At 70.2% G+C, this 24,530-nt stretch carries 29 protein-coding genes and 1 pseudogene; 7 read left to right on the forward strand and 23 right to left on the reverse strand.

Features of this window, described 5'->3' with window-relative positions:
* Positions 1-71: 71 nt before the first annotated feature.
* Complete coding sequence (locus BN6_RS48080) at positions 72-287, reverse strand: hypothetical protein (RefSeq protein WP_015102913.1); 216 nt, start codon at positions 285-287, stop codon at positions 72-74.
* On the opposite strand from BN6_RS48080, the gene BN6_RS49095 reads away from it, so the two are divergent.
* Positions 186-797 carry a transposase gene (locus tag BN6_RS49095; protein ID WP_231905435.1) on the forward strand — a complete coding sequence of 204 codons (612 nt, stop codon included), beginning with the start codon at positions 186-188 and terminating at the stop codon, positions 795-797. The genes BN6_RS48080 and BN6_RS49095 overlap by 102 nt on opposite strands.
* Here the strand turns inward: BN6_RS49095 and BN6_RS26760 are convergent.
* Positions 710-2,650, reverse strand: a pseudogene (locus BN6_RS26760) (ATP-binding protein); the annotation flags it as partial. The gene BN6_RS49095 and the pseudogene BN6_RS26760 overlap by 88 nt on opposite strands.
* Before the next feature lie 719 nt (positions 2,651-3,369).
* Here BN6_RS26760 and BN6_RS26765 point away from each other — a divergent pair.
* The 4 genes from BN6_RS26765 to BN6_RS42465 are packed head-to-tail and all read left to right on the forward strand — an operon-like array spanning position 3,370 to position 5,587.
* Positions 3,370-3,720: a CPBP family glutamic-type intramembrane protease gene (locus BN6_RS26765; RefSeq protein ID WP_051075750.1), complete on the forward strand. Its 351-nt coding sequence runs from the start codon at positions 3,370-3,372 to the stop codon at positions 3,718-3,720.
* Positions 3,721-3,745: 25 nt separating this feature from the next.
* Positions 3,746-4,402, forward strand: coding sequence for an ABC transporter ATP-binding protein (locus tag BN6_RS26770; protein WP_015102916.1), 657 nt, complete (start codon positions 3,746-3,748; stop codon positions 4,400-4,402).
* Between the two features lie 3 nt (positions 4,403-4,405).
* Entirely contained in the window at positions 4,406-4,834 is a 429-nt protein-coding gene (locus BN6_RS42460; protein ID WP_015102917.1) for an FtsX-like permease family protein, read from the forward strand.
* The gene (locus BN6_RS42465) at positions 4,835-5,587 is read left to right on the forward strand and encodes a hypothetical protein (RefSeq protein ID WP_015102918.1); all 753 of its coding nucleotides are present in this window, start codon (positions 4,835-4,837) and stop codon (positions 5,585-5,587) included.
* A gap of 255 nt (positions 5,588-5,842) precedes the next feature.
* Here the strand turns inward: BN6_RS42465 and BN6_RS26780 are convergent, their stop codons facing one another.
* Positions 5,843-6,454, reverse strand: coding sequence for a TetR/AcrR family transcriptional regulator (locus BN6_RS26780; RefSeq protein WP_158509439.1), 612 nt, complete (start codon positions 6,452-6,454; stop codon positions 5,843-5,845).
* A gap of 5 nt (positions 6,455-6,459) precedes the next feature.
* Positions 6,460-7,701 (reverse strand): MFS transporter, encoded by a 1,242-nt coding sequence (locus tag BN6_RS26785; RefSeq protein ID WP_148303023.1) that lies wholly within the window; start codon positions 7,699-7,701, stop codon positions 6,460-6,462.
* Between the two features lie 62 nt (positions 7,702-7,763).
* Between BN6_RS26785 and BN6_RS26790 the strand changes: the two genes are divergently transcribed.
* Entirely contained in the window at positions 7,764-8,549 is a 786-nt protein-coding gene (locus BN6_RS26790) for an SDR family NAD(P)-dependent oxidoreductase (RefSeq protein WP_015102921.1), read from the forward strand.
* Positions 8,550-8,707: 158 nt separating this feature from the next.
* Here the strand turns inward: BN6_RS26790 and BN6_RS46975 are convergent, their stop codons facing one another.
* Entirely contained in the window at positions 8,708-8,872 is a 165-nt protein-coding gene (locus BN6_RS46975; protein WP_158509440.1) for a hypothetical protein, read from the reverse strand.
* A gap of 76 nt (positions 8,873-8,948) precedes the next feature.
* On the opposite strand from BN6_RS46975, the gene BN6_RS50285 reads away from it, so the two are divergent.
* Complete coding sequence (locus BN6_RS50285; RefSeq protein ID WP_197540393.1) at positions 8,949-9,158, forward strand: serine dehydratase beta chain; 210 nt, start codon at positions 8,949-8,951, stop codon at positions 9,156-9,158.
* A gap of 81 nt (positions 9,159-9,239) precedes the next feature.
* Here the strand turns inward: BN6_RS50285 and BN6_RS47490 are convergent, their stop codons facing one another.
* The 18 genes from BN6_RS47490 to BN6_RS26880 all read right to left on the reverse strand — a co-directional run bounded on the left by BN6_RS47490 (position 9,240) and on the right by BN6_RS26880 (position 24,471).
* Positions 9,240-9,413: a hypothetical protein gene (locus tag BN6_RS47490; RefSeq protein ID WP_173430498.1), complete on the reverse strand. Its 174-nt coding sequence runs from the start codon at positions 9,411-9,413 to the stop codon at positions 9,240-9,242.
* A gap of 47 nt (positions 9,414-9,460) precedes the next feature.
* Positions 9,461-10,123, reverse strand: a complete 663-nt coding sequence (locus BN6_RS26800; RefSeq protein WP_015102924.1) for a DUF2848 family protein — start codon at positions 10,121-10,123, stop codon at positions 9,461-9,463.
* Positions 10,114-10,899 carry a carbon-nitrogen family hydrolase gene (locus BN6_RS26805; RefSeq protein WP_015102925.1) on the reverse strand — a complete coding sequence of 262 codons (786 nt, stop codon included), beginning with the start codon at positions 10,897-10,899 and terminating at the stop codon, positions 10,114-10,116. The genes BN6_RS26800 and BN6_RS26805 overlap by 10 nt, the downstream gene beginning before the upstream one ends.
* 87 nt (positions 10,900-10,986) lie before the next feature.
* Positions 10,987-11,796 carry an alpha/beta hydrolase gene (locus BN6_RS26810; protein ID WP_051075752.1) on the reverse strand — a complete coding sequence of 270 codons (810 nt, stop codon included), beginning with the start codon at positions 11,794-11,796 and terminating at the stop codon, positions 10,987-10,989.
* Entirely contained in the window at positions 11,793-13,319 is a 1,527-nt protein-coding gene (locus BN6_RS26815; RefSeq protein WP_148303024.1) for an ABC transporter substrate-binding protein, read from the reverse strand. The genes BN6_RS26810 and BN6_RS26815 overlap by 4 nt, the downstream gene beginning before the upstream one ends.
* Before the next feature lie 25 nt (positions 13,320-13,344).
* Positions 13,345-14,190 carry an ATP-binding cassette domain-containing protein gene (locus BN6_RS26820; protein WP_015102928.1) on the reverse strand — a complete coding sequence of 282 codons (846 nt, stop codon included), beginning with the start codon at positions 14,188-14,190 and terminating at the stop codon, positions 13,345-13,347.
* Positions 14,187-16,052 (reverse strand): dipeptide/oligopeptide/nickel ABC transporter permease/ATP-binding protein, encoded by a 1,866-nt coding sequence (locus BN6_RS26825; RefSeq protein ID WP_041314145.1) that lies wholly within the window; start codon positions 16,050-16,052, stop codon positions 14,187-14,189. Before BN6_RS26825 ends, BN6_RS26820 begins: the two co-directional genes overlap by 4 nt.
* Positions 16,049-16,990 (reverse strand): ABC transporter permease, encoded by a 942-nt coding sequence (locus BN6_RS26830; RefSeq protein ID WP_015102930.1) that lies wholly within the window; start codon positions 16,988-16,990, stop codon positions 16,049-16,051. Before BN6_RS26830 ends, BN6_RS26825 begins: the two co-directional genes overlap by 4 nt.
* Positions 16,990-18,420, reverse strand: a complete 1,431-nt coding sequence (locus BN6_RS26835) for a CocE/NonD family hydrolase (RefSeq protein ID WP_015102931.1) — start codon at positions 18,418-18,420, stop codon at positions 16,990-16,992. The genes BN6_RS26830 and BN6_RS26835 overlap by 1 nt, the downstream gene beginning before the upstream one ends.
* A 45-nt stretch (positions 18,421-18,465) precedes the next feature.
* Entirely contained in the window at positions 18,466-18,987 is a 522-nt protein-coding gene (locus BN6_RS26840) for a flavin reductase family protein (protein WP_015102932.1), read from the reverse strand.
* An 18-nt stretch (positions 18,988-19,005) separates the two neighbouring features.
* Positions 19,006-19,350: a cupin domain-containing protein gene (locus BN6_RS26845; RefSeq protein WP_015102933.1), complete on the reverse strand. Its 345-nt coding sequence runs from the start codon at positions 19,348-19,350 to the stop codon at positions 19,006-19,008.
* The gene (locus BN6_RS26850; RefSeq protein WP_015102934.1) at positions 19,347-20,744 is read right to left on the reverse strand and encodes a 4-hydroxyphenylacetate 3-hydroxylase family protein; all 1,398 of its coding nucleotides are present in this window, start codon (positions 20,742-20,744) and stop codon (positions 19,347-19,349) included. The genes BN6_RS26845 and BN6_RS26850 overlap by 4 nt, the downstream gene beginning before the upstream one ends.
* Positions 20,745-20,753: 9 nt before the next feature.
* Positions 20,754-21,401, reverse strand: a complete 648-nt coding sequence (locus BN6_RS26855; RefSeq protein ID WP_015102935.1) for a GntR family transcriptional regulator — start codon at positions 21,399-21,401, stop codon at positions 20,754-20,756.
* A gap of 3 nt (positions 21,402-21,404) precedes the next feature.
* On the reverse strand, positions 21,405-22,511 hold the full coding sequence (locus tag BN6_RS48085; protein WP_331712602.1) for an SDR family NAD(P)-dependent oxidoreductase: 1,107 nt from the start codon (positions 22,509-22,511) through the stop codon (positions 21,405-21,407).
* A 103-nt stretch (positions 22,512-22,614) separates the two neighbouring features.
* Positions 22,615-22,800, reverse strand: coding sequence for a hypothetical protein (locus BN6_RS26865; protein ID WP_041314151.1), 186 nt, complete (start codon positions 22,798-22,800; stop codon positions 22,615-22,617).
* A gap of 34 nt (positions 22,801-22,834) precedes the next feature.
* Positions 22,835-23,080: a hypothetical protein gene (locus BN6_RS26870; RefSeq protein ID WP_148303025.1), complete on the reverse strand. Its 246-nt coding sequence runs from the start codon at positions 23,078-23,080 to the stop codon at positions 22,835-22,837.
* Positions 23,077-23,334 carry a hypothetical protein gene (locus tag BN6_RS26875; protein WP_015102938.1) on the reverse strand — a complete coding sequence of 86 codons (258 nt, stop codon included), beginning with the start codon at positions 23,332-23,334 and terminating at the stop codon, positions 23,077-23,079. Before BN6_RS26875 ends, BN6_RS26870 begins: the two co-directional genes overlap by 4 nt.
* A 795-nt stretch (positions 23,335-24,129) precedes the next feature.
* The gene (locus BN6_RS26880) at positions 24,130-24,471 is read right to left on the reverse strand and encodes a beta/gamma crystallin domain-containing protein (protein ID WP_051075753.1); all 342 of its coding nucleotides are present in this window, start codon (positions 24,469-24,471) and stop codon (positions 24,130-24,132) included.
* Positions 24,472-24,530: the final 59 nt, after the last annotated feature.

Below are 24,530 nucleotides of genomic sequence, written 5' to 3' on the forward strand. Positions count from 1 at the left end.
CGATCACCATGGTGCAACATCCGCACCTGCCGCTGACCGGGCGTTCAAGGTCAATGAGAACGTTGTGAGGATCAGCCGCGGGCGCGCCGTAGCCCGTCCTCCAGTTCCTCCTCCGCGACCGTGCCGGTCAGTTCACCACCTCGTTCAATGCGGTCCTCTCCGACGCCGACATCGAGGTAGTGAAGATCCCACCAGGGTGTCCACGAGCCAACGCCCACGCCGAACGGTTCGTCGGCACCGTCCGACGCGAAGCCACCGCCCGCCTGCTCATCCTCAACGCACACCACCTGAGAACGGTGCTGAAGCGCTACCCGGCCCAGTACAACCACCGCCGACCACACCAAGCCCTACAACTCGCACCACCACGACCGGACCACCCGACCGCAGAGCCCGACCACGTGTCGACACGCCGCCGACCAATCCTCGGAGACCCTGATCAACGAGTACGAACACACAGCCGCCTAACCGCAGGTCAGACCATGTTGCCGACTCTTGACACCCCACAGGTCGCGCAGAACGGTCCGTACCCGTGGCCGAGAAGCGCCAGAACGAGCACCACTCCGCGCTTCCCCGCCGTGGACCACGCGGGCACGATCACGGCAACTTCGGTGCCTCAGCGCAGAATTTCGGCACCTCGCATCCCCTGCGTCCGGAGCTCAGCGCGTAGCTCGCCAGCGTCCGGGTGTCCGAGTTCATCGAGGATTGACAACGCCCGCAGCCATGTCCGGCTGGCCATGGGAGCGTCCCCTGACGCCAGGTGGGTCGAGCCGACGCGGCGCAGCACAACCGCCTCGTAGTAGCGGTCACCGAGATCACGGAGGAGGTCAAGCGCGTTCGCGTAACTGCTCAAGGCTTCGACGTTGCGACCGAGGTGCTGATAGGCGTGCCCCAGGCTTTCCCAGGTGTAGGCCTCGTCGTGCCGTACACCGTGGCTGGCCAACACATCGAGCGCGTGTTCACAGTAGACGATGGCCTCTTCGTGCCGTCCGAGCAGTGTTAGATACCAACCGACTGCGTTCGCCGCACGGCCGATACCGGGCTGGTCGTTCAGCCGCTCGTAGAGTTCCAGCGCGCGTTGTGCATGGGTTAGAGAAACGTCGCAACGCTTCTGCAGTTCGAAGACCCACGCGCCGCTGAGCCGCGCTGCCGCCTCACCGCCCCCGTTGGACAGATCTGCGAACAGTTCGATCGAGCGGAGGATGTGTTCTTGCGCCCTCTGATGAAGCCCCAATCGGGCAGAAGCATGGCCCAGATTGCGGTGAGTGTGTGCCACCCCTTCGTGGTCGGACGACCCCTCCGCCATCGTCAGCGCCATCTCCTGGACCCTGACCTGGTGGGACCAATGGCCTTGCCGATCCAGGAAGTCGGTGAGCGCCCACGCCAGCCGCCAGGCGTACGCTGCGAGGCCCTTGCCGGCCGCCTCACCGATCAACGCCACCAAAACCGCGTGTTCCGATTCGAACCACTGGAAGGCATCTTCATAGGTGCTGAACTGCTCACCGATCACGCTGGCCGGTACTGCGGGCAGCGAGATCTCCACCCGATAGGGCGCTAGCGTCAGCGCGGCGGCTGTCGCGGTACAAAGGTAGTAGGCCAGCAGGCTGCCTGTCGCCAGGTCGCGCTCGGTGACAGTTAGTCGGCTGTGCACGCAGTCACGCGCGTAGGCCCACACCAAGTCGTGGAGAAGGAATCTTGCGGGCTGGTGTTCGATAACGAGATTGGCCCTCGTCAACTCCCGCATCACGGACCGCGTCCGCTCAACCGAACCACCCGATGAGGCCGCTGCCGCTGCCGTCGACACGTCGGGCCCGGGGTGCACACCGAGCATGGCGAACAGTCGCGCACCTTCCGGGCTCAGATCGCCATACGACGAAGCGAACACCGTGCGCAGGTCCACCGCCGGCGCACCTCCGTTGAGGAAATCGAGTCGCGTGCGTTCGTCCTTCAGTTCTTCGATCAAGGTACCCAGTGGCAGCATCGGGTTCTCCGACGCCCGCGCAGCGACGATTGACAATGCTAGCGGGAGGCGCCCGCAACGATCGACTAATTGGTCCACCGTCGCCGGCAGGATCACGGCGCCAAGTCGTCGTTGCACTAATTGGATTGCGTCATCCCGGGTTAATACGTCGAGGCTGATCGAATACGCACCCTCGTGCACCACCAGGTCCGTCATCTTGTTGCGGCTGGTCGCCACCACCAATGAGGTCGAGCCGCCCGGAAGAAGGTTGCGCATGTGGTCCGCATCCCGCGCGTTGTCGAGCAGGATCAGCATTCGCCGCTGGGCGAGGATGCTCCGGTACAACCCAACCCGCGCATGCGGCGAACCAGGCACCCGCTCCGGAGGCACGTCGAAAGCATCCAGGAACCCTTGAACCACCTGGTCTGTCGACAACGCCTGGCCCCCTGGGTCGAACCCTCGGAGGTTCACGTACAACTGGCCGTCGGGAAACCGCGCCGCCACACGGTGTGCCCAAAAAAGGGCAAGTGCGGTCTTGCCGATACCGGCAGTGCCGTCGATCGCGGAAATCATAATCGCCCGGCCGCCGCCCTCGTCCCCGTCGAGCAACGAATCGAGCCGGTGGAGTTCCATCGTTCGCCCTATGAAATGCGGATTGCAGGAGGGCAGCTGACGCGGCACGACCGCGCGCATCGCTGCGATACGAACCGTCAGGTGACTCTGTACGACACCACCGTGGATCACACCGGCTTGCACCACCGAGGCTGCGGTGCCGACGTCGAGGTCGTTGCGCACTCCACCAGCGGCGGGCAGGGGGTCGCCTTCCAATAGGACCTCCCACGGCAGCAGGACCACACCCGGCGTTCATCACGCTATCGCAGGCACCGAAGAAGGCGCCAGGACGTCTACAGGAAAAATCCGTGCGGCCCGGCTGGGGATCCGGTACGGCTGAATCTGGTGATCGCGATCAAGTCGGCCGCCACCACCGTGGCAAGGACTCCGAAGTTCGGCTGTTCGGATCATCCGATCGGTGACCCCACGCATGGGCCGCGTGGAGGGATGAGGAGGCAAAGGAAAGTCGGCTACAGCTTACTTGTCGAAGCATCAAGCCTGCTCAACTGGGCAGGTTCAGGCGGTCGCAGCACGTGATCTTGGTGCTCGGAAGGGAAAGATTGCCCGCCGTGCTTCGGAAGTCGACCTTGGCCGAACGGGAAGAAGGTTCCCCGTGGCGTGGCCGAGTCATCGGAGTACGCGGCACTCGACCGCTACGTCTCCCCCTACAACCACCGCCGACCACACCAAGCCCTACAACTCACACCACCCCGACCAGACCGGCCGATCGCAGAGCCTGGCTACACCTCGATACACCGCCGACCAGTCCTCGGCCGCCTGACAGCTACCTGCGGCAGCGGGTGCACCCCGGCCGCCCGGTGGCGGCCACACTGACGACCGGCCTGATCTGGGCAGTGCGGCGCTACCCGCTCGCGTTCGTCGGCTACATCGAGTTCGAGAACGTCGCGGTTGGCCTGACGGCGTGGACGGTGTCGTTCGCGTGTCAGGAGGTTCTGCTGAGCTGGCTGCGGGTGCGCAGCGGCAGTGCGTGGACGGCGAGCCTCGCCCACGGGGGCAACAACATGATGCTGGCCCTGCTGGTCGGCTTCCTGCTGCCGGACGTGGACGTCCTGGCCGTCACGGTGCTCATCACGGCCCCCTTGGCGGTACTCGCCGCCTGGGTGCTGGCCACCGGGAGATTGCGGCCGTGAACGGTTCCGCAGTAGCGTCGCGGCGTTGGACAACCTGAGTCTCACCTGCCTGGCAGGCACCTGGACCGCCGTCCTGGGGCCGTCCGGCTCCGATAAGTCCACACTGCCGCACTGCGCCGCCGGACTGGACAAGATCACCAGCGGCCGGGCGCTGCCGGCAGACCGGGACATCACCGACGCGTCGGACACCGTGCTCACCGAGCTGCGGCGCCGCGTGATCGGCCGCGTGTTCCAGAGCCTCAACCTGATCGGTCCGCTCACCGCCGAACAGAACGTGGCCTTCCCGTCGAAGATGGCCAGGGTTCGCGTGTCCAGGGCGCAGGTGCGCCAGGCACTGACCGACGTCGGGCTCGGTGACCGGGCCATGCACAAACCGCGAGAAATGGCCGGTGGTCAGCAGCAGCGGGTGGCGATCGCCCGCGCGATGATCTCCCGACTCTCGGCGCTGTTCGCCGACGAGCCCACCGGTGCGCTGGACTCCACCTCGGCGAAGATCGTCCTGGAGCTGTTGCGCCGCCTGGTGTGGGAGGCCGGGCAGAGCATCGTCATGGTGACGCACGACCCGGCGGTGGCTGCCAGTGCCGACACGGTGGTCTTCCTGTCGGACGGCCACCTCGTGGACCGGCTGGACAGGCCGACCACGTCCCTGGTCGCCGAGCGCCTCGCGCGGTGGGGGTGCTGAACCGTGGTGCGACTGTCCTTCAGCACGTTCCGCGAGCGCTGGGAGTCGTTCGGCGGCGCCATCCTGAGGGTGGCTGTCGGTGGGGCGCTGGTGCAGGCATCGCTGCCGGTGCTGGTCGCCACGGGTGAACCGCGGATTCCACCGGGCCTCTCCCGCCAAGACGAGGACGAGCTCCGCGAGGGATTGGTGGGTGCCGCGACGGTCATGGGCATTGCCGTCTTCCTTGCGATCTTTCTCGCCGTGTTCATCGTCGGTTCCACGTTCGCCCACACCGATGCCCAGCGCCGCGAGGATCTCGCCCTTCTACGACTGACCGGCGGTAGCCGCCACCAGCTGCGCGTGCTGCTGTTGTCCGAATCGCTGCTGCTCGGGCTGGCCGGCACGGCCGTGGGCGTGCCGCTCGGCGTGGTCGCCACGTTCGGGCAGACCTGATTGCTGATCGACATGGTGCTGCTGCCGAGCGGGTTCACTGCGGCCTGGCTGGCCTGGGCCGTGGTGGTGGCCGGGACGGCAGGTGTCGGCGTGGCACTGGCCGGTGTGTTCGGCGCTTCGCTGCGGGCGGCGAAGATTCGACCCGTCGACGCACTGCGGGAGACCGGCGCGACGGCCACCGTGATGACCGGCTCCCGCTGGCCGGTCGGATCGGCCTTCGCGGCGTGCACCGTCGCCATGGTGGTGTGGGCGCAGGGAGCCGACAGGATCGGCGCCATGCTGCCGGCGCTGGGCATCGCCATGTTCGGCGCGGGGGCGATGAGCATGCTCAGCCCGCTGGTGGGGCCGGTCCTGGCCCGGCTGCTGGGCGCGCTGTTGCGCGGCAGCACCCTTGCCGGGCTGGCGCGGGCCACCCTGCGCGACGGGGTGCGGCGCAGCGCGGCCACCGCGGCACCGCTGATCATGCTGACCTCGCTGCTGCTCGGGTTGACAGGCACCTTCACCTCGCTGGGCACGGCGGAAGGCGCGGAGGCCGAGCGCTCGGTGAAGGCACAGCTCGTGGTGACCTCCACCGGAACGGACGCGGACCGCATCGCGACGGTGGACGGGGTGGCGGTCGCCTCGACGCCTGCACGGGCACGTCCCCGAGTCCATCCTGTCTGTCCCCTTGCCCGACCGAGTCGACGTGACCCGTCCGAGGTCACGTCGAGGAAGGCTCCGCCGCCGTTACGGGGTCTGAAACGCTGTGCCTGAACACCTTCGCCTCGGTGTGGTCCGGCGCCACTTCTGCACCTGCTCGTCATCCAGACCGCTCGCGCAACTGGCTCGCAGGCTTCCGGCGACTCCGTGTCCACGCTCAGTGGCGATGCCGACGATCGGCTCAGTGCGTTGATCGACACCAGCGTGCCGATCGACGTCGTCGGCCACTCCGTCACGATCTTCCGCAGGCCGTGACGGCGAGGAGGTTCCACCTTTGCGGATCAGCACCGGCTCACGCGGTCCGCGTCGTCAGGAGCGCCAGACGTCCGCGATGTTCTTGTCGAACATGCTCGCGAGGGTGATCAGTGCGCTGGGCATGTCCACCGAGTCCGGATCGACCAGGGCTTGGAGGTGGATGCCCAGGAGCGCGCCGTTGAGCGCGACGGCGGCGGCGCGCTCTTGGTCGACGGCCTTCGCGGGGTCGGCGTCCGCCGGTCGGCGCAGGCGCAGCAGGACTTCCATGCCTTCGCGGCGGCGTCCGAGGAATTCCTTGTACTGCTCGCGGACGACGCCCCGGTCGTTGAGGGCCTCGACGAGGATCATGAACACCAGCGCGGAGTTTCCGGCGTTCAGCAGCCGGGTGGTCTCGGAGAACACCTCGGTGAGCGACGGGACGGACTGGTAGCGCGAGGCGGGCCAGATCCGTTCCACCGCGCGTTCGACGACGGCCATCACGAGACCGTTCTTGTTCTTGAAGTGCCAGGGGATCGAGCCGCGGCTGATGCCCGAGCGCTTGGCGATGTCCACGAAGGACGTGCGGTCGAACCCGCGTTCGGCGAACAGTTCCTCGGCGGCGTCCAGAATGCGGCGCCGGCTCTCGTCGCCGATCTCGTCGATCCGGCGCTGCCCTGGGGAGGTCACGCCGGTCATCGTACGAGCCGCGCGATGTCGCCCAGCACGTGGCGCGCGCTCGCGACCAGCACCAGCCCCGCGAGCACCGAGCCTGCTGGTGCCACCACGGTGATCGCGATCTGCTCACCCCAAAGCGCCTTGGCCAGGCCGGTGAGCAGCGCCCCGCCCAGCCCGCCGATGGCCGCCGTGCAGACACCCATCAGCGCGAACGCCGTGGCACGGATCTCCCGCGGCGTCACCGCGGCGACGACCAGGCTCAGCGGGACGACGCCCGCGAAGGTCATGCCCTGGGTGATCACCCCGACGACGACGTAGGTGGCGACGTCCGGTGCGTGCGCCTGCACGGCGAACCCGATGCCCAGCAGGGTGAGCGCGGCCGCCGCGAGGTACAGGCATCCCTTGGGGCTGAGTTTGAACAGCCGGTCGCTGAGCCAGCCGCTGAGCGCCGCGCCGGCGAGTCCGCCGAGCGCGCAGACCGACATGATCAGGCCGCGGTCCGCGGCGTCCTGCCCGAGTTGCTCCTCGAGCAGGACGTTGAGGTAGATCGGCACCGTGGTCACGGCCATGCCGAACGCGCCGAGCGCGAGAGCTGCCAGGACGAACGTGCGAATGTCACGCAGCTGCGCGAGCGCGCCTCGCGGGGTGGTCGTGACGTGTCCGCGCTGCGGTTCCGGCAGTCGCAGCGCGCTGAGGCCGAGCAGCAGCGCGGGCACGGCGAGGAATGCGAACGCCCAGCGCCACGGCTCGTTCTCCTCGGGGATCAGTACCGCGAACGCCGCCGCCAGCAACGGTCCGATGATGATTCCCAGGGGTTGGCCGCCGCGGTGCAGGCCGAGCACGCGACCACGCCGTGCGGACGGGTAGGCGTCGACCAGCAGCGAGGACTGGATCGGCCCCTCGTTGGCCTTGCCCACGCCCGCCACGATGCGCACCACCACCGCCTGCCAGAAGTTCTGGACCACGCCGAGCACCCCGGCCGCCGCCGCCCAGGCCAGGGTCGCGAGCCCCGCGATCGTCGTACGGCGGTGCCGGTCTCCCAGCAGACCGAGCGGCACGGCGGCGAGGGCGACCATCACCACGGCCATCGCGCCCAAGACGCCCATGGCGTCCGTGTCGATGCCGAGCGACCTGCTGATCTCCGGCGCGAACACCACGAGCATCACACCGTCCACGCTGTCGAGCACCTGCAGCCCGACGAGCACGCCGAGCGTGGCGTGGCCTCCGGTGGTGAGCACCTTGCCAGTCGTCATCTCCATGCCGAACACGCTACTGTGTCAGTCAACATAGAGTAATCCTGCCAACATAGAGAGGTGCTCCCATGCAGAACTGGACGGATTCGGTCGCCTTCATCACCGGCGGCGCGAGGGGGATCGGGCTGGGCATCGCGCGTGCTCTCGCCAAGCGGGGAGTGAGCCTCGCCCTGACCGACGTCGACGCGCCGGCGCTGCAACGCAGTGGTGAAGAGTTGAAGCAGGTGACGGAGGTGCGGACCTACCGGCTGGACGTGCGCGACCGTGCCGCGTTCGCCGAGGTCGTCGACGAGGCCGAGCGGGCGCTGGGGCCGGTCGGCCTGCTGTTCAACAACGCCGGGATCGCGCCGTACTCCGCCATCGACGAGCTGAGCTACGAAAAGTGGGATCTCACGCTTGCCATCAACCTGACCGGCGTGGTGAACGGGGTCCAAACCCTCCTGCCACGGATGCTCGAACGGCGGACGGGGCACATCGTGAACACCGCCTCGGGCGCTGGGCTCGTGGCCGGCCCGAACGTGCTGTACACGACCACGAAGTTCGCGGTGGTCGGCCTGTCCGAGTCGCTCAGTGCGGCCGTCGCCGAGCATGGCATCAACGTCAGCGTGATCTGTCCTGGCCCCGTCGCCACGGACATCATCGCGAACACCGGCTCGTTGGATGCGGGGGTGGCGTTGCGGGACGACCTCGTGCCCGCGGTGGAGGCGTTGCTCAAGAGCGGGACCAGCATCGACGAGGCGGGGGAGATGGTTGTGACGGCGATGGCGGCCGGCAAGCCGTGGATCTCCACCGGCTACGACATGCGGCCCCACCTTGAGCAGCGGACGGCGGCCCTGCTCAACTCGTTGGCCTGACTCGTCAGATCAGCGTCCGGATTGCCTGTTCGAAACCGATGACGTGCTGAGCCGCGAGCCCGGCGGTCTTCTTCCCGTCGCCTTCAGCAACCCCTTGAGCTGCAGGACGTGCTCGTCGACGTGTCGGCCATTCCGTACAGCGGCGGTAGGAACACGTATCAGACGTGCGCCGCCAGGTTGTCGCAGGAGATGAGCGCGTCCTCCATGAACGGGATGTGCACGCACCGATAGATCGCCCTGTGCACGGCGACGTCATCGCGCAGCAGCGCGGCGTTGTCGCCGTGTCCGGGCGGTCTCCAACCGGGGAGCGCAAGCTCGCGCACGGCCGGTGCGATGCGCGCAGCGAAATCCTCTGTGGACGTGCGTGAGTCGTCCGGTGCCGATTCGCTGTGAGCGGAGCTGTTCGGCCTCCGCTTTGCCACGGGGCACGGGCACAACAGCGCCAAGGCGGTCGTGCCCGGGTTGGCCGGACACGCACCTGACACCGTCGATCCGGGCAGACCACCCGTCGGTGCAGCTACCCGGATCACTGTTCGCGGCTGCACCGACCGACAGGAGTCCACTTCGGACTGCCATGCCCGCGCATCGTCGTTGTCAGGGAACCTGTGAGGTGGCAGAACTGTGCACTGGGATGCTGAGCTGCGGCGATCGCGCACGCTGGACCTTCTAGGCATGATCGTGAAGTGTGCGTTACGACTGCTGTACCTGATCTTCGTCCGACTCGGTGACTGGCTGGTCCTCCTTGGCCGGTCCTCCGAGGCCAAGGACGTCGAACTGTTGGTACTGCGGCACGAGGTCGCCGTCCTGCGCAGGACCAACTCCCACCCGCGCCACCACGTCGACGGCCTGCCCGTCCACGTACACGCCGGTCGTCCTTCAACGACGCCAGGTATTCCGCTCCAGTGCGCGCATCACGCGCTCTTCTGCTTGATCTCGTAGGCGTGGGTCAGCAACGGGCCACCGGGGACCTCCAGGTGCACGCGCCAATAAGGGCCGTAGGCGAACTCCCCCGCCAGTAGCGGCAACGTGCCGCAGAACAGCACCAGATCCCCGGTGACGGGTCCGAGGACGCGGGTCATCCGGTCGATCAGGTCGGCCGGGTGCCGCAGCACCGCCACCCGGCCGCGCTGGTACTGCCAGCCGTCCACACTGGACTCGGCGACGTGGTCGTCCCACCCGACCGAGCCCAGGTCGACCTCCACCACCTGTGCTCCCAGCGGTTTCGGGCAGGCCGCCTTGGACGCGGCGACGTCGGCGCGCTCCAGGTCCCGGTCGGTGTGGTCCGAGCCGACGCCCAGGAAGTACCGGCCGCCGATCCGGATCACCACCGGCTCGACCTCGCCGGACGTCGCCGGCCCGTCGACCTCCACCACGGCGTCCGTGGTGACCAGCACGGGGTCCAGGTCGTAGAACGCGGGCACGCTCGCCGGCGGCGGCACCCCGATGGCGGCCAGTTCGGCGATGTGGGCCCGCACGGACGCCGTGTCGCGGGCCGTGTAGCCGGCCACGACCAGCCGCGACGGGGTCAGCGCGAGTTCCTCCCCGGTGCCCGCCACGTGCAGCGTCACGCCCATGACAGCCCCCGGCGGTCGGCCAGCACCGGGAACCCGGCGCGGGTCTCGGCGACGACGGCCCGGTCGACCTCGCACGTCGTGACGCCCTCGTCCGCGCCCGCCTCGACCAGCACGGCACCCCACGGGTCCACGACCCGGCTGCACCCGGCGAGTTCGACGCCGTGCTGCTCGCCGACCGCGTTGCAGGCCACCAGCAGCACCTGCTGCTCGACCGCGCGGCAGGAGGTGAACAGCCGCCAGTGCTCGCGCCGTGCGGCCGGCCACGCCGCCGGGACGACGACGGTCTCCGCGCCGCGGTCCACCAAGCCCCGCCACAGCTCCGGGAACCGCAGGTCGTAGCAGGTGGTCGCGCCGATCGGGCCGAGCGCGGTATCGGCGACGTCGAGCGCGTCGCCGGGCGTGAGCAGCTCGGCTTCGCGGGAGGCGTGGCCGAACACGTGCACCTTGCGGTAGGTGTGGGCGATCCGCCCGTCGGGCGCGACCAGCACGGCGGTGTTGAACAGCCGCCCGGTGTCGTCGCGTTCGACGAAGCTGCCCGCGTGGACGTGCGCGCCCAGGTCGGCGGCCCAGGTCCGGGCGGCCAGGACGGTCGGGCCGTGCAGCGGCTCGGCGTGCTCGGCGTAGCCGTCGAAGCCGAAGTAGCCCGCCGCCCACAGTTCGGGCAGCACCACCAGGTCCGCGCCGCGCGCGTCGGCGACCAGGCGGCCGACCCGCGCTCGGCGCGCGCCGGGTGTCTCCTCCGGTGGCGAAGCCACCTGGACCAGTGCGATCTTCATTGACGTTCCCCGCTCGGTAGAGATCTCATAGACCGGATGCATACGAGTGGTGGGCGCACGTCGGCCCGGATCGGAACTTCTGGACGGTCAGAGCACGCGGCTCAGGAAGCGCAGGGCGTCCTCGACCACCGGGGTGGGGTCGACGCCCCGGAACACGTGGTCGGCGTCGGGCACCGGCCGGAACTCGACCGGAGCGCCCACGTCCCGCAACGCGCCGACCAGGAACACGCTCTGCTCGAAGGGCACCAGCCGGTCCTGCTCGCCGTGCGCGACGAACAGCGGCGGCGCGTCCCCGGTCGCGTAGGTCGCCGGCGACGCCGCCGAGGCGCGCTCGTCCGCCGCGGAATGGCCGAGCAGCAACGATTCCGGGGAGTCCACCGGGTTCGGCATCCGCCTCAGATCGGCCGGGCCGTAGAAGTCGAGGGCCGCGCGGACGTGACTGCCCACGCCCGCTACGCCGTGCGAGCCCTCCAATGCGGCCACCCCACCGGTCAGCGCTGCGAGCGCGGCCAAATGCCCGCCCGCCGACTCGCCCCACACGGCGATCCGGTCGGCGTCGAGGCCCAGGTCCGGCGCGAAGTGCCGCAGCCACCGCACAGCCGCCTTCACGTCGTGCAGTTGGCCGGGGAACGTCGTCTCACCGCTGAGCCGGTACTGCGCCGACGCGAACGCGTACCCGGCGGCCAGGACCTGTCCGGGCAGGTCGTGCACCCATCGTGGGGACTCCGCGCCGGGCCGGTGCGAGCCGTGCAGCCACGCACCACCGTGGATCCACAGCACCACCGGTACTTCACCGCCACGCGGCACCGTCAGGTCGAGCAGCAACGGCCGGAACCCCGGCACCGTCGCGTAGACGACGTCGCGGTAGCGCGCCACAGGTTCGTCGTACGGCGTCACGATGTCACCTGCGGAGCCCAGGACAGCACGTCCAGCGCACCGTTGGGCGCGAACGCGCCGAGGCCGGCGATCCCCTTGGCGAACACGTAGTTCTGCACCGCGGCGATCGGCAGGAACCACGCCTTGTCCACCACCGTGCGGTTGAACTCCCGCGCCGCCGCCTCGGCCTCGGTCTCGGCCGCCGTACCCAGTGCCTCGAACGCCCGGTCGATGTCGGGATCGGTGCTCAGGAACGGGTTGAGCGGCGAGGTCGCCCCGGTGATGTTGAACAGCGCGCTCGCGAACAGCGGGGTGTTCAGCCGGAACGTGGTGGCGGAGAACTTCCGCGAGGTCAGGTCGGCGACGTACCGGTTGAGGTCGTTGCCGTCGGTGTGGATGGTCGCGGTCACGCCGACCTTCGCCAACTGCCCGGACACCGCCTGCGAGGCCGTGTTCATGCCGAAGGTCAGCAGGTCGACCAGCTCGAACGAGAACCCGCCGCCGTACCCGGCCTCCTCCAACAACGTCCGCGCCCGCGCCGGGTCGTGGCGGAACCGGTCGTCCAGCGCCGGGTCGTGGCCGTCGGTGCCGGCGGCGGCGATCTGGCCGACCGCGCTGAACCCCGCGCCCAGCGCGCTCGCCACGGCGGAGCGGTCCACCGCGTGGTTGAGGGCCTGACGCACCCGGATGTCACCGAGCGCGGGCGTGGTCTGCCCGGCCCGGTCGACCAGGTACAGCGCCAGCACGCCCGGGTTGCCCTCCAGCACCGCCGCGCCGCTGCCGCGCGCCTGCTCCGCCAGCGTGGCCGTGGCGTTGAGGTTCACGTCGACCTGGCCGCTCGCCAGGGCCTGCATCGCCGAGTTCGGGTCCGGGATGACCCGCACCTGGACCTTGGCGAACCGCTGCGCCTCCGGCTTGTAGTAGTGCGGGTTCTTGACGAACGTGTAGTGGTCGCCGGCGACCGTGGCGGCGGGGTCGAGCGTGTACGCGCCCGCCCCGAACGTGGCGGACGCCAGCTTGTCGGGCTGGGCGAGCCCGGCGGGGCTGATCACGTCACCCCAGTTCACCAACTGGCTGAACACGTAGGGCAGGATCGGGTTCGGCGAGGTGAGGCGCACCCGCACGACCGGCCCGGCTGCGGTGACCTCGCTGATCCCGGTCAGGAACGGCTTCATCGGGCCGGCCGCCGCCAGGTAGTAGTTCAGGGTCGCGACGACGGCCGCCGGGTCCACCGGGGTGCCGTCGGCGAACGCGGCGTCCGGCCGGATGGTCATCTCGAACAGCGTGTTGCCCGGCCCGACGTACTTCCAGTCCGAGGCGAGGGCGGCGCTGAACGTGCCGTCGGAGTTGGCGCGGATCAGCGGCTCGTAGCTCAGCCAGTGCACGATGCCCTGGACGCCGGAGCCGTTCTGGGCCGGGTTCATGCTCTCCGGCGGCGCGGGCAGCGCGACGACCAGCGTGTCGTCGGCCGCCGCCGAGCCCGCGCCGGCGCAGCCCGCGGCGAACAGGGTGCAGGCCGCCAGCAGGGCGGTCAGTGCTCTCATCGGGGGTCTCATCGGGGTCGTCCTCTCACAGCGGGCGGGTCTGGAGGCGTTCGGCGCGGCGGCGGGCCTGCTCGACCGGGTCCGGGACGGGCGCGGCGGCCAGCAGCGCGCGGGTGTAGGGGTGGCTCGGCCGGGAGCTCACCTCGTCGGCGGGTCCGGCCTCGACGACCCGGCCGGCGCGCAGCACCACGACGTGGTCCGCGAGGTGCCGGACCACGGCCAGGTCGTGCGTGATGAACAGGTAGGACAGGCCGCGCTCCGCGCGCAGGTCGGCCAGCAGGTTGAGCACGTGCGCCTGCACCGACAGGTCCAGCGCGCTGACCGCCTCGTCGCAGATCACCAGGTCCGGTTCGGGCATCAGAGCGCGGGCGACGGCGATCCGCTGGAGCTGGCCGCCGGAGAACTGCGCCGGGTAGCGGGCCGCCGCGTCCGGGTCGACGCCGACCCGGTCCAGCATCGCGGCGACCCGGGCCCGGGTCTCGGCCCGGGGCGCGGGCGGCAGCGTCTCGGCCACCGCCTGCCCGATGGTGCGCCGGGGGTTGAACGACAGGTAGGGGTTCTGGAACACCACCTGCACCCGGCCGCTGAGCGCGCGGCGGCGCTTCGGGCCCAGCTGGGTGATGTCCCGGCCCGCCAGGCGGATCGTGCCGCCGGACACCGGCACCAGACCCAGCACGGCCTTGCCCAGCGTCGTCTTGCCGGAGCCGGATTCGCCGACCAGTCCGACGGTCGTGCCCGACGGCACGGTCAGCGACACGTCGGTCAGCGCGGGTGCCGCACCGTAGCTCACGTCGAGGTTCGCGATGTCCAGCAGTGGTGTCGTCGGGGGTGTCGTCGGGGGTGTCGTCGGGGGTGTCGTCGGGGGTGTCATCGGGCCGCTCCCGTCGTCGTGTCACGGCGCGGGTGGACGCAGCGGTGGCTGCCGCCGTGCCCGACCGTCTCGGCCACCGGCCGGGCGCACTCCGCTGTGGCGAACGCGCAGCGCGGCGCGAACCGGCAGCCATCGGGCCAGTGGCCGGGCGCGGGCACGGCACCGGCCAGGACGGGCAGCCGCGCGCCGGGAGCGGCGGCGTTGGGGTCGGCGGCGAGCAGGGCTTCGGTGTAGGGGTGGCGGGGCGCGTCGAACACCCGGCGCACGTCGGCCCGTTCCACGACCTGGCCCGCGTACATGACCACGGCCTTGTCGCAGGTGTCGGCGACGACGCCCCAGTCGTGGGTGACCAGGACCAGCGCCATGCCGGTGCGCTCGCGCAGCTCCCGCAGCAGGTCGAGGATCCCGGCCTGCACGGTCACGTCGAGCGCGGTGGTGGGCTCGTCGGCGATCAGCACGCTCGGCTCACCGGCCAGCGCCCGCGCGATGGCGACGCGCTGCGCCATACCGCCGGAGAGCTGGTGCGGGTACTTCGCCAGCACGCCCTTCGGGTCCGGCAGGTGCACGGCCTCCACCAGGTCGACGGTCCGCCGCCGCACCTCGTCCCGGGTCGCGCCCCGGTGGTGGTGCCGGACGGCCTCGGCCAGCTGGGAGCCGACGGTGAACAGCGGGTCCAGGCTCGCCACCGGGTCCTGGGCGATGTAGCCGATCCCACCTCCGCGCACGCCCGCCATGCCGCGCTCGTCCAGCGCCACCAGGTCCCGCCCGGCGAACCGCACCTCGGCCGCCTCGACCACCGCGCCGGGCGGCAGCAGGCGCAGCACGGCCGAGACGGTCATCGACTTGCCGCAGCCCGATTCCCCGACCAGTCCGAGCGCGGTACCGGCGTGCACGTCGAACGCCACGTCGTCCACGACGGTCGTGCCGTCCTCCAGCCGCACGGACAGGCCGCGCACCGACAGCACCGCCGTGTCGTCGGCGGGTCCGCCGGCGCGGCGCACCACCGGCGTGCGCATCCGCCGCCACGACAGCGGTTCCCGGCTGGTCCGGTCGTCGGTGGCGTCCCGCAGCACGTCACCGACGACCGCGCAGGCGATCGCCGTGGACGCGACCACACCACCACCGGGAACCAGCAGCCACGGCTGCCGGTAGATCGCCTGCGACGCCTCGGTGATCAGCCCGCCCCAACTGGGTTCGGGCGGCTGCACGCCCAACCCGAGGAACCCCAGCGACGCCTCCACCAGCAACGCCGACCCGGCGACCAGCGCCACCAACGAGATCACCGGCCCCACGACGGCCGGCAGCACGTGCCGCACCAGCACCTTCGGCGTGCTCAGCCCCGCGACCCGGGCCGCGGCGACGAACGGTTCCTCGCGCACTGCCAGCGTCGACGCCCGCACCACGCGGGCGAGTCCGGCGGCCGACAGCACGCCGAGCGTCACCATCGCGGCCGACTCGTCGTGCGGGAAGATCGCCAGCACAACCAGCAGGATCACCACGGCCGGCATGGACAGCGCCAGGTCGCTCACCCGCAGCACCACCCGGTCGAGCCACCCGCGCCGGTAGCCCGCGAGGACACCCGCCGCGCACCCCAGCACCAGGTACGCGGCCAGCGCCTGCCCGACGACCAGCAGGCTGACCTGCCCGCCGTGCAGGACCCGGCTCAGGACGTCGCGCCCCAACTGGTCGGTGCCCAGCCAGTGCGCACCGGTCGGTCCGCTGTACACGGCCGTGAGGTCCTGCTCCTGCGGGTCGTACGGGGCCAGCAGGTCCGCGCCGAGGCAGGCCGTCACGACCACGACCAGCCACCCCAGGCACAGCGCGCCGACCGGGCGGCCGACGACGGCGCGCCACGCGGTCACCGGGTCACCGCCCGCGGATCGAGGCGACCGATCACGAGATCCACCAGGAGGTTCACCACGACCACCAGCACCGTGAAGCACAGCACGACACCTTGGAGGATTGGCAGGTCGTGCTGGGCGGCGGCGGTCACCGTGAGCTGTCCCAGGCCGGGCAGGGCGAACAACTGCTCGACCACCACCGACCCGCCGAGCAGGCCGATCAGCACGACGCCGAACACCGACACGACGGGCAGCGCCGCGTTCTTGGCCACGTGCCGCAGCACGATCCGGCGCGCCGGCAACCCGTTGGCGCGCAGCGACCGCACGTACGGCCTGCCGAGCACCTCGACCACCGCACCGCGCACCTGCTTGGCGATCACAGCGATGCCGCCCGCCGCCAGGCAGACCACGGGCAGCACCAGCGCCGTCAGCCACGCCCCGGGCGACTGCGCCGCCGGCACGTACCCGGTGACCGGGAACCACGCCAGGTTCACCGCGAACACCACCACGAGCACCAACCCCAGCCACGGCGTCGGCACGCTCATCGCGACCACCGACAGGCCGTCCAGCACCCGCCCGACCACGCCGCCGCGCAGCGCTCCGACCAGCCCGACCGCCACTCCGACGATCGCGATCACCACGGCGGACAGCACGAGCAAGGACAGCGTGGTCGCGAGCCGGGCCTCCACAACCGCCGACACCGCCTCACCGGTGAACAGCGACCGCCCCAGGTCACCGCGCACCGCACCGCCCAGCCACGTCCCGTACTGCTCCCACAACGGCCGGTCGAGCCCGAGCTGCGCACGCACCTGCTGGTAGGCGGCAGGGTCGGTGTTGGTGCCCAGCACGACCCGCGCGGCGTCGCCGGGTGTGAGCCACGCCAGCAGGAACGTCAACGCGGACAACGACACCAGCAGCGGCACCGACCACAGCAGCCGTGCGCCGACCAGGCGGAGCATCACCGGCTCCCGGGCAGCAGCACGACCGTACCGGGCAGCAGCACGGCGGTGGCGGGCCCGTCGGACTCGTCGGCGCGCACCACCGTGACGCCCAGGCGCAGCACGTCACCCGGTGCCAGCCTCAGGTGCACGGGGTAGACCTCCACGTCGAGCACGACGGGTTCGTCCTGCGGCAGTGGTTCGGCCCGGTCGTGCGGGTGCCACGGCGCGCCGGGCTCGCTCCGCTCGGCGTCCACGGCACGGTGCGAGGCGCGCAGCCGGCCTTCGGTCACCTGGAGCACCTCCCCGTCCCGCACCACCGAGATCCGGGCGTGCAGGTCGACGTCCGCACAGCCGCGCACGGACAGCACCGCGGTCAGGCCGATGCCACCGAGCAACGTCGTCGGTTCGGTGACGGGCAGGTCGAACGTCACGTCCTCGCCCCACAACCGCATCCCGGACTCGGTGGCCAGGTCGACGATCGGGTGCACAGCGGTCGGCGGTCCGGGCGGCACCGCGAGCAGGCTCGCCGCCGGCTCGACCGGGGTCGGCTCGACGACCGGCTCCCACCGGATCCACCGGGGGTCGGGCCAGCCCTCCCGGCTCACCCACTCGTCGGTCCCGAACACCGCGAGCCGGGCGTTCTGCCGGGGCGGGTTCCCCGCATCCCGCAGCCAGAAGTCCAGCCAGGCCGTGAGCTCCGCTCGCAACTCGGGGCCGAGGACCGGTTCGTGGCTCCAATTGCCGACCAGCAGCCGCTTGGGGCCGGCCGCCTGCCGGAACCCGCGCACCGTGCCGCGCAGGAAGTAGTCCTGCCAGCCGCCGATGAACAGCGCGGGCACGTCGAGCGCGGCGAAGTCGACCCGCTCGAACAGGTCGGTGTCGAACTCCTCCTCCACCAGACCGTGGTAGAAGTGCCGCAGGCCCTCCCGTCGGGTGTCGGCGCGCTGGGCGTTGAGGAAGGTCCTCGCACCCCACGCGGTATGCGACGGGATGCCGCCGCGCTTCCACATGTCGCGGTAGGTGTCGGCCGGCGCGATCCACGGCGCGATGCACCGCAGGCCGCGCGGCTTCCGCACCGCGGCGAACAACTGGTTGACCCCGCAGTAGGAGCCGCCGACCATGGCCGTGCGGCCGTCGCAGAAGTCCTGGTCCGCCAGCCACTCCAGCAGCTCGACGGTGTCACGGGACTCGCGGTCGGACAGCACCCCGTGGTACGGGCCGGTGGAGCCGCCGAACCCGCGCACGTCGGCCACGACCACGTCGTAGCCGGCCGCGAGCACGGCGCCGACCAGGTCGGCGTTCTGCGCGGCTTCCTTGCGGTAGGGCGTGACGGTCACGACGACCGGGTTCGGCGAGGTGCCGGCCGGGTGGTGCAGCACGGACAGCGCCGCGCCGTCGCTGAGCGGAACGGCGAGCCGAGCCGGGGGCGGCAGTGGGTTTTCGGGCATGGCGAAGAGACCTCGCTTCGAGGTGTGTCCGAGGGGGAAGCGGTTCTAGGAGATCCAGGGGGCGGGGGCGTGCCCCCGGTCCAGGACGTCGCTGAACCGGCCGCGCAGGAAGCCCAGCGGTTCGCCGTCGCGCTCGCACACGTCCCCCACGTGGCCGACCACCACGACGTGGTCCCCCGCGGTGAAGTGGCGCTCGACGTCGCATTCGAGGTGGGCGAAGGCGTCCGGGATCACCGGGACGCGGTGGCGGCCGTGGGTGACGTCCAGGCCCGCGAAGTGGTCCTCGCCGCGGCGGGCGAAGCGCAGCGCCAGGTGTTCCTGGCGACTGGACAGGATGTTGACGGCGAACCGGCCGGCCGCGGTGACGGCGTGGGTGCTGCGCGCGCCCGTGGTCAGGCACACCAGCAGCAGGGGCGGTTCGAGCGAGACGGAGGTGAGCGAGTTGACGGTCATGCCGTGCGGGGTGCCGTCCGGCGAGCGGGTCGTGACGACGGCGACGCCGGTGGCGAAGCGGCCCATCGTGCGGCGCATGGTGAGCGGGTCGACGGGGATGGTCGCGGGGATCATCGGGGCCTCCAGGGCGGGTCAGGTCCGGTAGCGGACCTCGAACGTCAGGACCCCCTCGTCGGTGCGCCACGGGCCGTGCGCCATGCCCGGCGGGCGGCACGCGTACATGCCCTTGGTGAAGGTCCGCCCCAGGGTGAGGTCGGTGAACGACCCCTCCAGGATGTAGACCTCCTCCCAGAAGTCGTGGCGCTGCACGCCCATCGGCGTCGAGTCCGCGCCCGGCGCGTAGCGCAGGATGCGGGTGGCGACACCGGTGTCGGCGTCCCGGGCGAGGATCCGCTCGGTGATGGCGGGGTCGCCGCCGGGGCAGACGGTGAAGTCGATCCCGGTGACGGGGAAGAACTCGTGCTCGGGTTTGCTCATGGTGTCTCCGTGCCGTAGCTGCCCAGGAAGGAGTCGACTTCCGCGACGGCGGTGTCGAAGTCGTAGTTGCGGTAGGCGTGGCCCTTCGCGACGAACGGCGCGCCCGCGTAGAACATCTCGTACTGGTGGTGCCGACCCGCGAACTCACTGCCGATCGCATCCCACACCAGCTTGAACAACTTCACCCGCTCCACGGCCGGCACACCCGGGCTGTGCACATACCGATCGATGATCGGCCGGGTCTCCGGGCCGACCAGGTCCGCCATGCTCGACGGCACCTGCAACACACCACCGCCGACCAGCTCCCGCAGAATCGCCAACACCCGTGGATACAGCTCCGCTTGCAGGCCCATCACGCCGTACAACGCCTGCGCGTCCGGCCGCCACAAGCCTCGCGCGTCAGGCTCGGAAGCGTACTCGGCGGCCAGAACGGCGGATTCGACCAGTGACACCAGCGACGCCAGTTCACCCAGCTTCTCCACCACACCGGGAAACCGGTCCACCCCGTTGACCGCCGCCACCTTCCGCCCCAACCCCGCCAGAAAACGGAGCTTGACCGCGAACCGGATCTGCGCCTGCCAATTGCCCAGCACATGCGCGCCCGTGTCGAAGAACTGCCGCCGCAGACCAGGAACATCCCGATAGACGAACACCCGCTCCCACGGCACGAACACGTCGTCGAACACCACCAACGCATCCGTCTCGTCGAACCGAGACGACAACGGATAGTCGTATTCACTGGACGCTGCCGGTGCATAGGGTCTGCGGCACAACAACTTCAGTCCTTCCGCCGCCACCGGGACGACGAAGCTGACGGCGAAGTCCTCGTCCTCGGCGGTCAGCGGTTTGATGCAGGACACCAGGATTTCATCCGCGACGGCACCACCCGTGGCCAGCATCTGCGCACCACGCACCACGATCCCGTCCGGCCTCTCCTCCACCACGCCGACCTGGACGAACTCGCCCTCCCACCCACTCGCCGTCGACGCACGAGACACCTGCGGCGGAATGATCGCGTACGACACGTACAGACTCTCGGCCACCATCCGACGCTGGAACGCCAGGACGTTGTCCGCGAACCGCTCGTCAAAAGCCTCCGGGTGCGCGGCGAACGCAGCCACGAACGCGCCCACATGATCAGGACTACGCCCCACCCACCCGTGCGTATGCTCCGCCCACCTCGTCGCGGCAACCCGGAAGGCGGTCAAGTCCTCACGGGAACGCGGCGCGGTGAACAGCGGTGTCACGTCCGGGACGAGGTCGAGCAGTTCCGCGATGGTGCGGGCGATCGGCGCGAACGCCGGGTGGTCGGCGACGTCGGCCACCACCGCCCCGTCGACGTAGATCCGCCGGTCGTCCTTCAACGACGCCAGGTATTCGATTCCAGTGCGCATCAGGTGCTCCTAGCGTTCGGACAGGTGCAGCGCGGTCAACGTGCTCGCCAAGTGGGCCGCGACCGCGCGGCCGGCCGCCTCGGGGTCGCCGGAGCGCAGGGCGGCCACTATGGCGGCGTGTTCGTCGAGCACGCGCCGGGCGCGGTCCGCGCTGTTCGCCACGGCCCGCAGGCCCATCCGGACCTGCCGCTCCCGCAACGTCTCGTAGAACTCGGCGAGCACGGGGTTGGCGGCCCGCCGCACGATGGTCCGGTGGAACACCCGGTCGCGCTCGATGAACCCGAGCGGGTCGGTGATCGCCGCCTCCTGGTCGGCCACCAGCCCGTCCAACTCGTCGGTGAACGCCGGGTCGGCGGGCACGGCGCGGCGCACGCACCAGTCCTCGACCAGTGCCCGCGCCTCCATCACCGCACGCACCTCGGCGTCGGAGATGGGCGGCACGAACGCGCCCTTCTTGGGCATGATCCGCAGGAACCCCTCGGCCTCCAGCCGCAGCAGCGCCTCGCGGACCGGGGTGCGGGAGGTGCCGGCCGCCTGCGCCACCCCGGACTCGGTGAGGAAGGTGCCGTCGTCCGGCGGCAGCGTGGCGATGTGCTGCTTGAGCCAGCGGTAGGTGGTGTCCTGCGCCGACCCGCCGGAGAGTTGTGAACCGCTCATGGACTAGATGTATACAAGCTGTGGACAAGCTGCGCAAGAGTGGATCCGCGCTGGTGGGGCACCCGTTGCCAAAGCGGAACCGCAGACGGCGGCGGTCGTGCGGGCAGGAGAGGCGGCTACTTCATCGAGTCGACCTTCATCTCGGTGCAAATGCTGAATCCGCTGAACTTGAGTCGCAGGTCGATCCGCCCGCCGCGGACGCAGCCAGGTCTGCCAGGGCGCTTGGTTCCAGCCGACATGTCGACAGGGCCGCCACCTGCGGTCTCGTTGAGGGCACTTCCGCCACGGGCAGAAGGACCCTGGCGTCCGCACGCTCGGAGAACTCCCAAGCGACCTGCAAGTACCGCGCGGGAGCTTCGAGGCTGCGCAGCATGAGCGGCAGGTCCGCGGCGCGGAGTGCGCGACCGTGGTGAACACCACCGCGCCGCCGTCGTTGAGCAGTGGGGCGAGCCGCTGCACGGTGAAGAACGCGCCCTTGGTGTTGACCGCGAAGTGCCGGTCCCACGCCTCCTCCGTCACCTCGGCCAGTTCGGCGAACTGCGCGATGCCGTGGTTGACGAACAGGTAGTCGACGCTGCCGAGCCGCTCGGTCACGAGTGCGCCGAGCGCGGCGATGTCGGCCATGCTGGCCGCGTCGGAACGCACCACGTGCGGCGCCTCACCCTTGAGCGTCGTGCGTGCCTCCTCGATGTTCCGCTCGTTGCGGCCCGTCAGCACCACCTCGGCACCGCGCGCGAGCAGTTCCCGCACGATCACCAGTCCCATGCCGTGGGTGCCACCGGTGACTACAGCCTTCTCTACCGGTGCCTCAACGACGACTACGCCGGGGTGACCCGCCCGGCGACTTCTGCTATGCAGTGACCGGTTTCGTCCCACCCAGGTTCCCGCCGACCTCGGCACAGGCCGGACTACGACCGACCACGGGTGTGCTGCACCGGCGCTGCTCACAACCGGCGCGATCTTCGACGCGCGGGCGAACCGGCCTCTGCCGCCGAGAGTGCCAGACCGCATCGGGCTGCCGAAAGTTTGGGTGCGGGTGCCGATGTGCCCGAGCCGCCACCCGCCCGCAGCTTTGACGGAGGAAAGCCCATCAGGCGACCACCCAGTCATGAGCGGGCAGGGTGCTCGGAAAGAGAGTTCCGGCGCGGTGACTACAAACCGTCGAGAGGGTTTCGGGTGGCCGCCCACGGCTCTGAACGGCCACCCGAACAGATCATCGGAATCGTTTGACCGCTTGGCGGACCACGTAGGCACCGCACGCTCCACCGGCCAACCACAAGCCGACGGCCAACACGACGGACCCGCCGTTGAGTACCACGACCAGCCCGATCGCGGAGAGCACCCCCATCATCGTGTAGGCGAGGAGTACGTCCTTGCTCATCTTTTCGCGCTGCACCACGGGAGTGCTCCTTCCGTCGTTCGACTGGTGATCGTCAGCGGCTGGTCAGCCAGCGGACGCCCTTGCCGGCGATGCCGTCGCCGACCGCGCCGATCACCCCGCCGACCGCGCCGCTGATGGCGGCGTCGCCGACCTTCGCGCTGTCACCACCGCCGATCAACGCTCCGGCTGCGCCACCGGTGGCGCCGAAGATGGCACCGACGATTCCGGCGCGCCGCTGAGGCTGCACTGAGGTGCGATTCAGTCGAATTCTTGACCGGTGCGCAAGCCGCAACGTCAAAGGTCCATTGTCGACTCCCAGCGTTGCCGGCGTTCCTCGGCGGTCTGTTCCCACCACGGCGTCCCGCGCTCGCCCAGTGCCACCTTCGCCGCGTGGACCCGGCGGCGGGCCTGGGCCTCCGCCACCTCGTCACCGGCGCGCAGCGCCGCGCCGACATCGCGCCGCGCCGACATCAGGGCCTTGCGCAGCCGCGCGGCCGTCTCCTCCGGGATCGCCGGATCGGTGGCTCGCCATCGCCGGCCGTTGATCACCACGTAACGGTCCTCCACCACTCCAGCATCGCCCGGGAAGGACCGGTTCGCAGCGGCGGTACGCGAGGTCGTGGGATCAGGGGCGGCTCCTGCGAGGTGCAAGAACTTTGCGCTGGGACGCCGAACCGCATCGATCTCGCATCATGGGCGGCAGCGGGCATGATCGTGAGGCATGGCGTCACAACCGCTGTACCTGATCTTCGTTCGGCTCGTCGGATGGTCAGTCCTGCTCGACCGGTCACCCCGCGGCCGAGGACGTGGAGTCAACGGCGTTACGGCACAAGGTGGACGGTGAAGGTGTACCTGCCGCCCTGCCCGCGTCGACGTTGCCGCGAATCGCGGACAGGGCGCGGCCGACGTGGTGAAGCCGAGCCCGTGGCCTGGCCCGCGCCGACCGGCACGGTCGGCCACGCTGCGATGCAAGGCGCACCAAGGTTTGGACCAAGCCCAGCAGAGCGCCCTCGGACACCATCTGAAGCGCGTTGACCAGATTGTCGATCTGGAGGGACACCGCGCTGACCAGGCCACCGACAACCGGGAGCGCGATGATCGCGGAGATCAGCGTGAGGCCGCGCAGCCGGGCGAAGGCGACGCGCCCACCCCGGCGCCCGGTGGGCGACGACCGGACGGCCGTGGTCTGCGGCTTTCACCGCGCATCCCGCCATCCACGTGCTCACGGTCGACGCCCTCGCCCGTGAGCGGACAATGCGCTGACCGGACTGGCCGCCGACACGTGGCCCCGTCGTGCTCGACCGCGGTGCGGGTTCGAGCACGACGGGGCAGCGTGCCAGAGCCGGTTCAGAGGATCCGGAACTCTTCCAGCCGCACCCCGCTGGGGTGGTTCGGCCAGGTGAAGGTAGTCCATTTCCCGATCGGCGACGCCGGCTGCCACCGCCCGTCCCCGAACCACTGGACGCGGTTGTTCCCCGCCCAGATCTCGGTGACCCAGACTCTGTGCCCGTTGCTGTCGTAGATGCGGATGCTCCCGGCGTTCGCGAAGCACATGTTGTAACTGGACATGTTGGTGGCGTGGACGGTGACCCGCGCGAACTCGTTGTTGTTGCATGGAACTTCTCCGACTGCCCACGCCGAGCCGGCCGGAACCGCGACCGTCATCGTGACGGCCGCCAGCGCGGTCACCGCAGCCTTTCTGACCTTTCGAGACAACTGAACCCCACCCCCTTCACAGCACAGGTATC

The organism is Saccharothrix espanaensis DSM 44229 (genome assembly GCF_000328705.1).
Taxonomy (GTDB): domain Bacteria; phylum Actinomycetota; class Actinomycetes; order Mycobacteriales; family Pseudonocardiaceae; genus Actinosynnema; species Actinosynnema espanaense.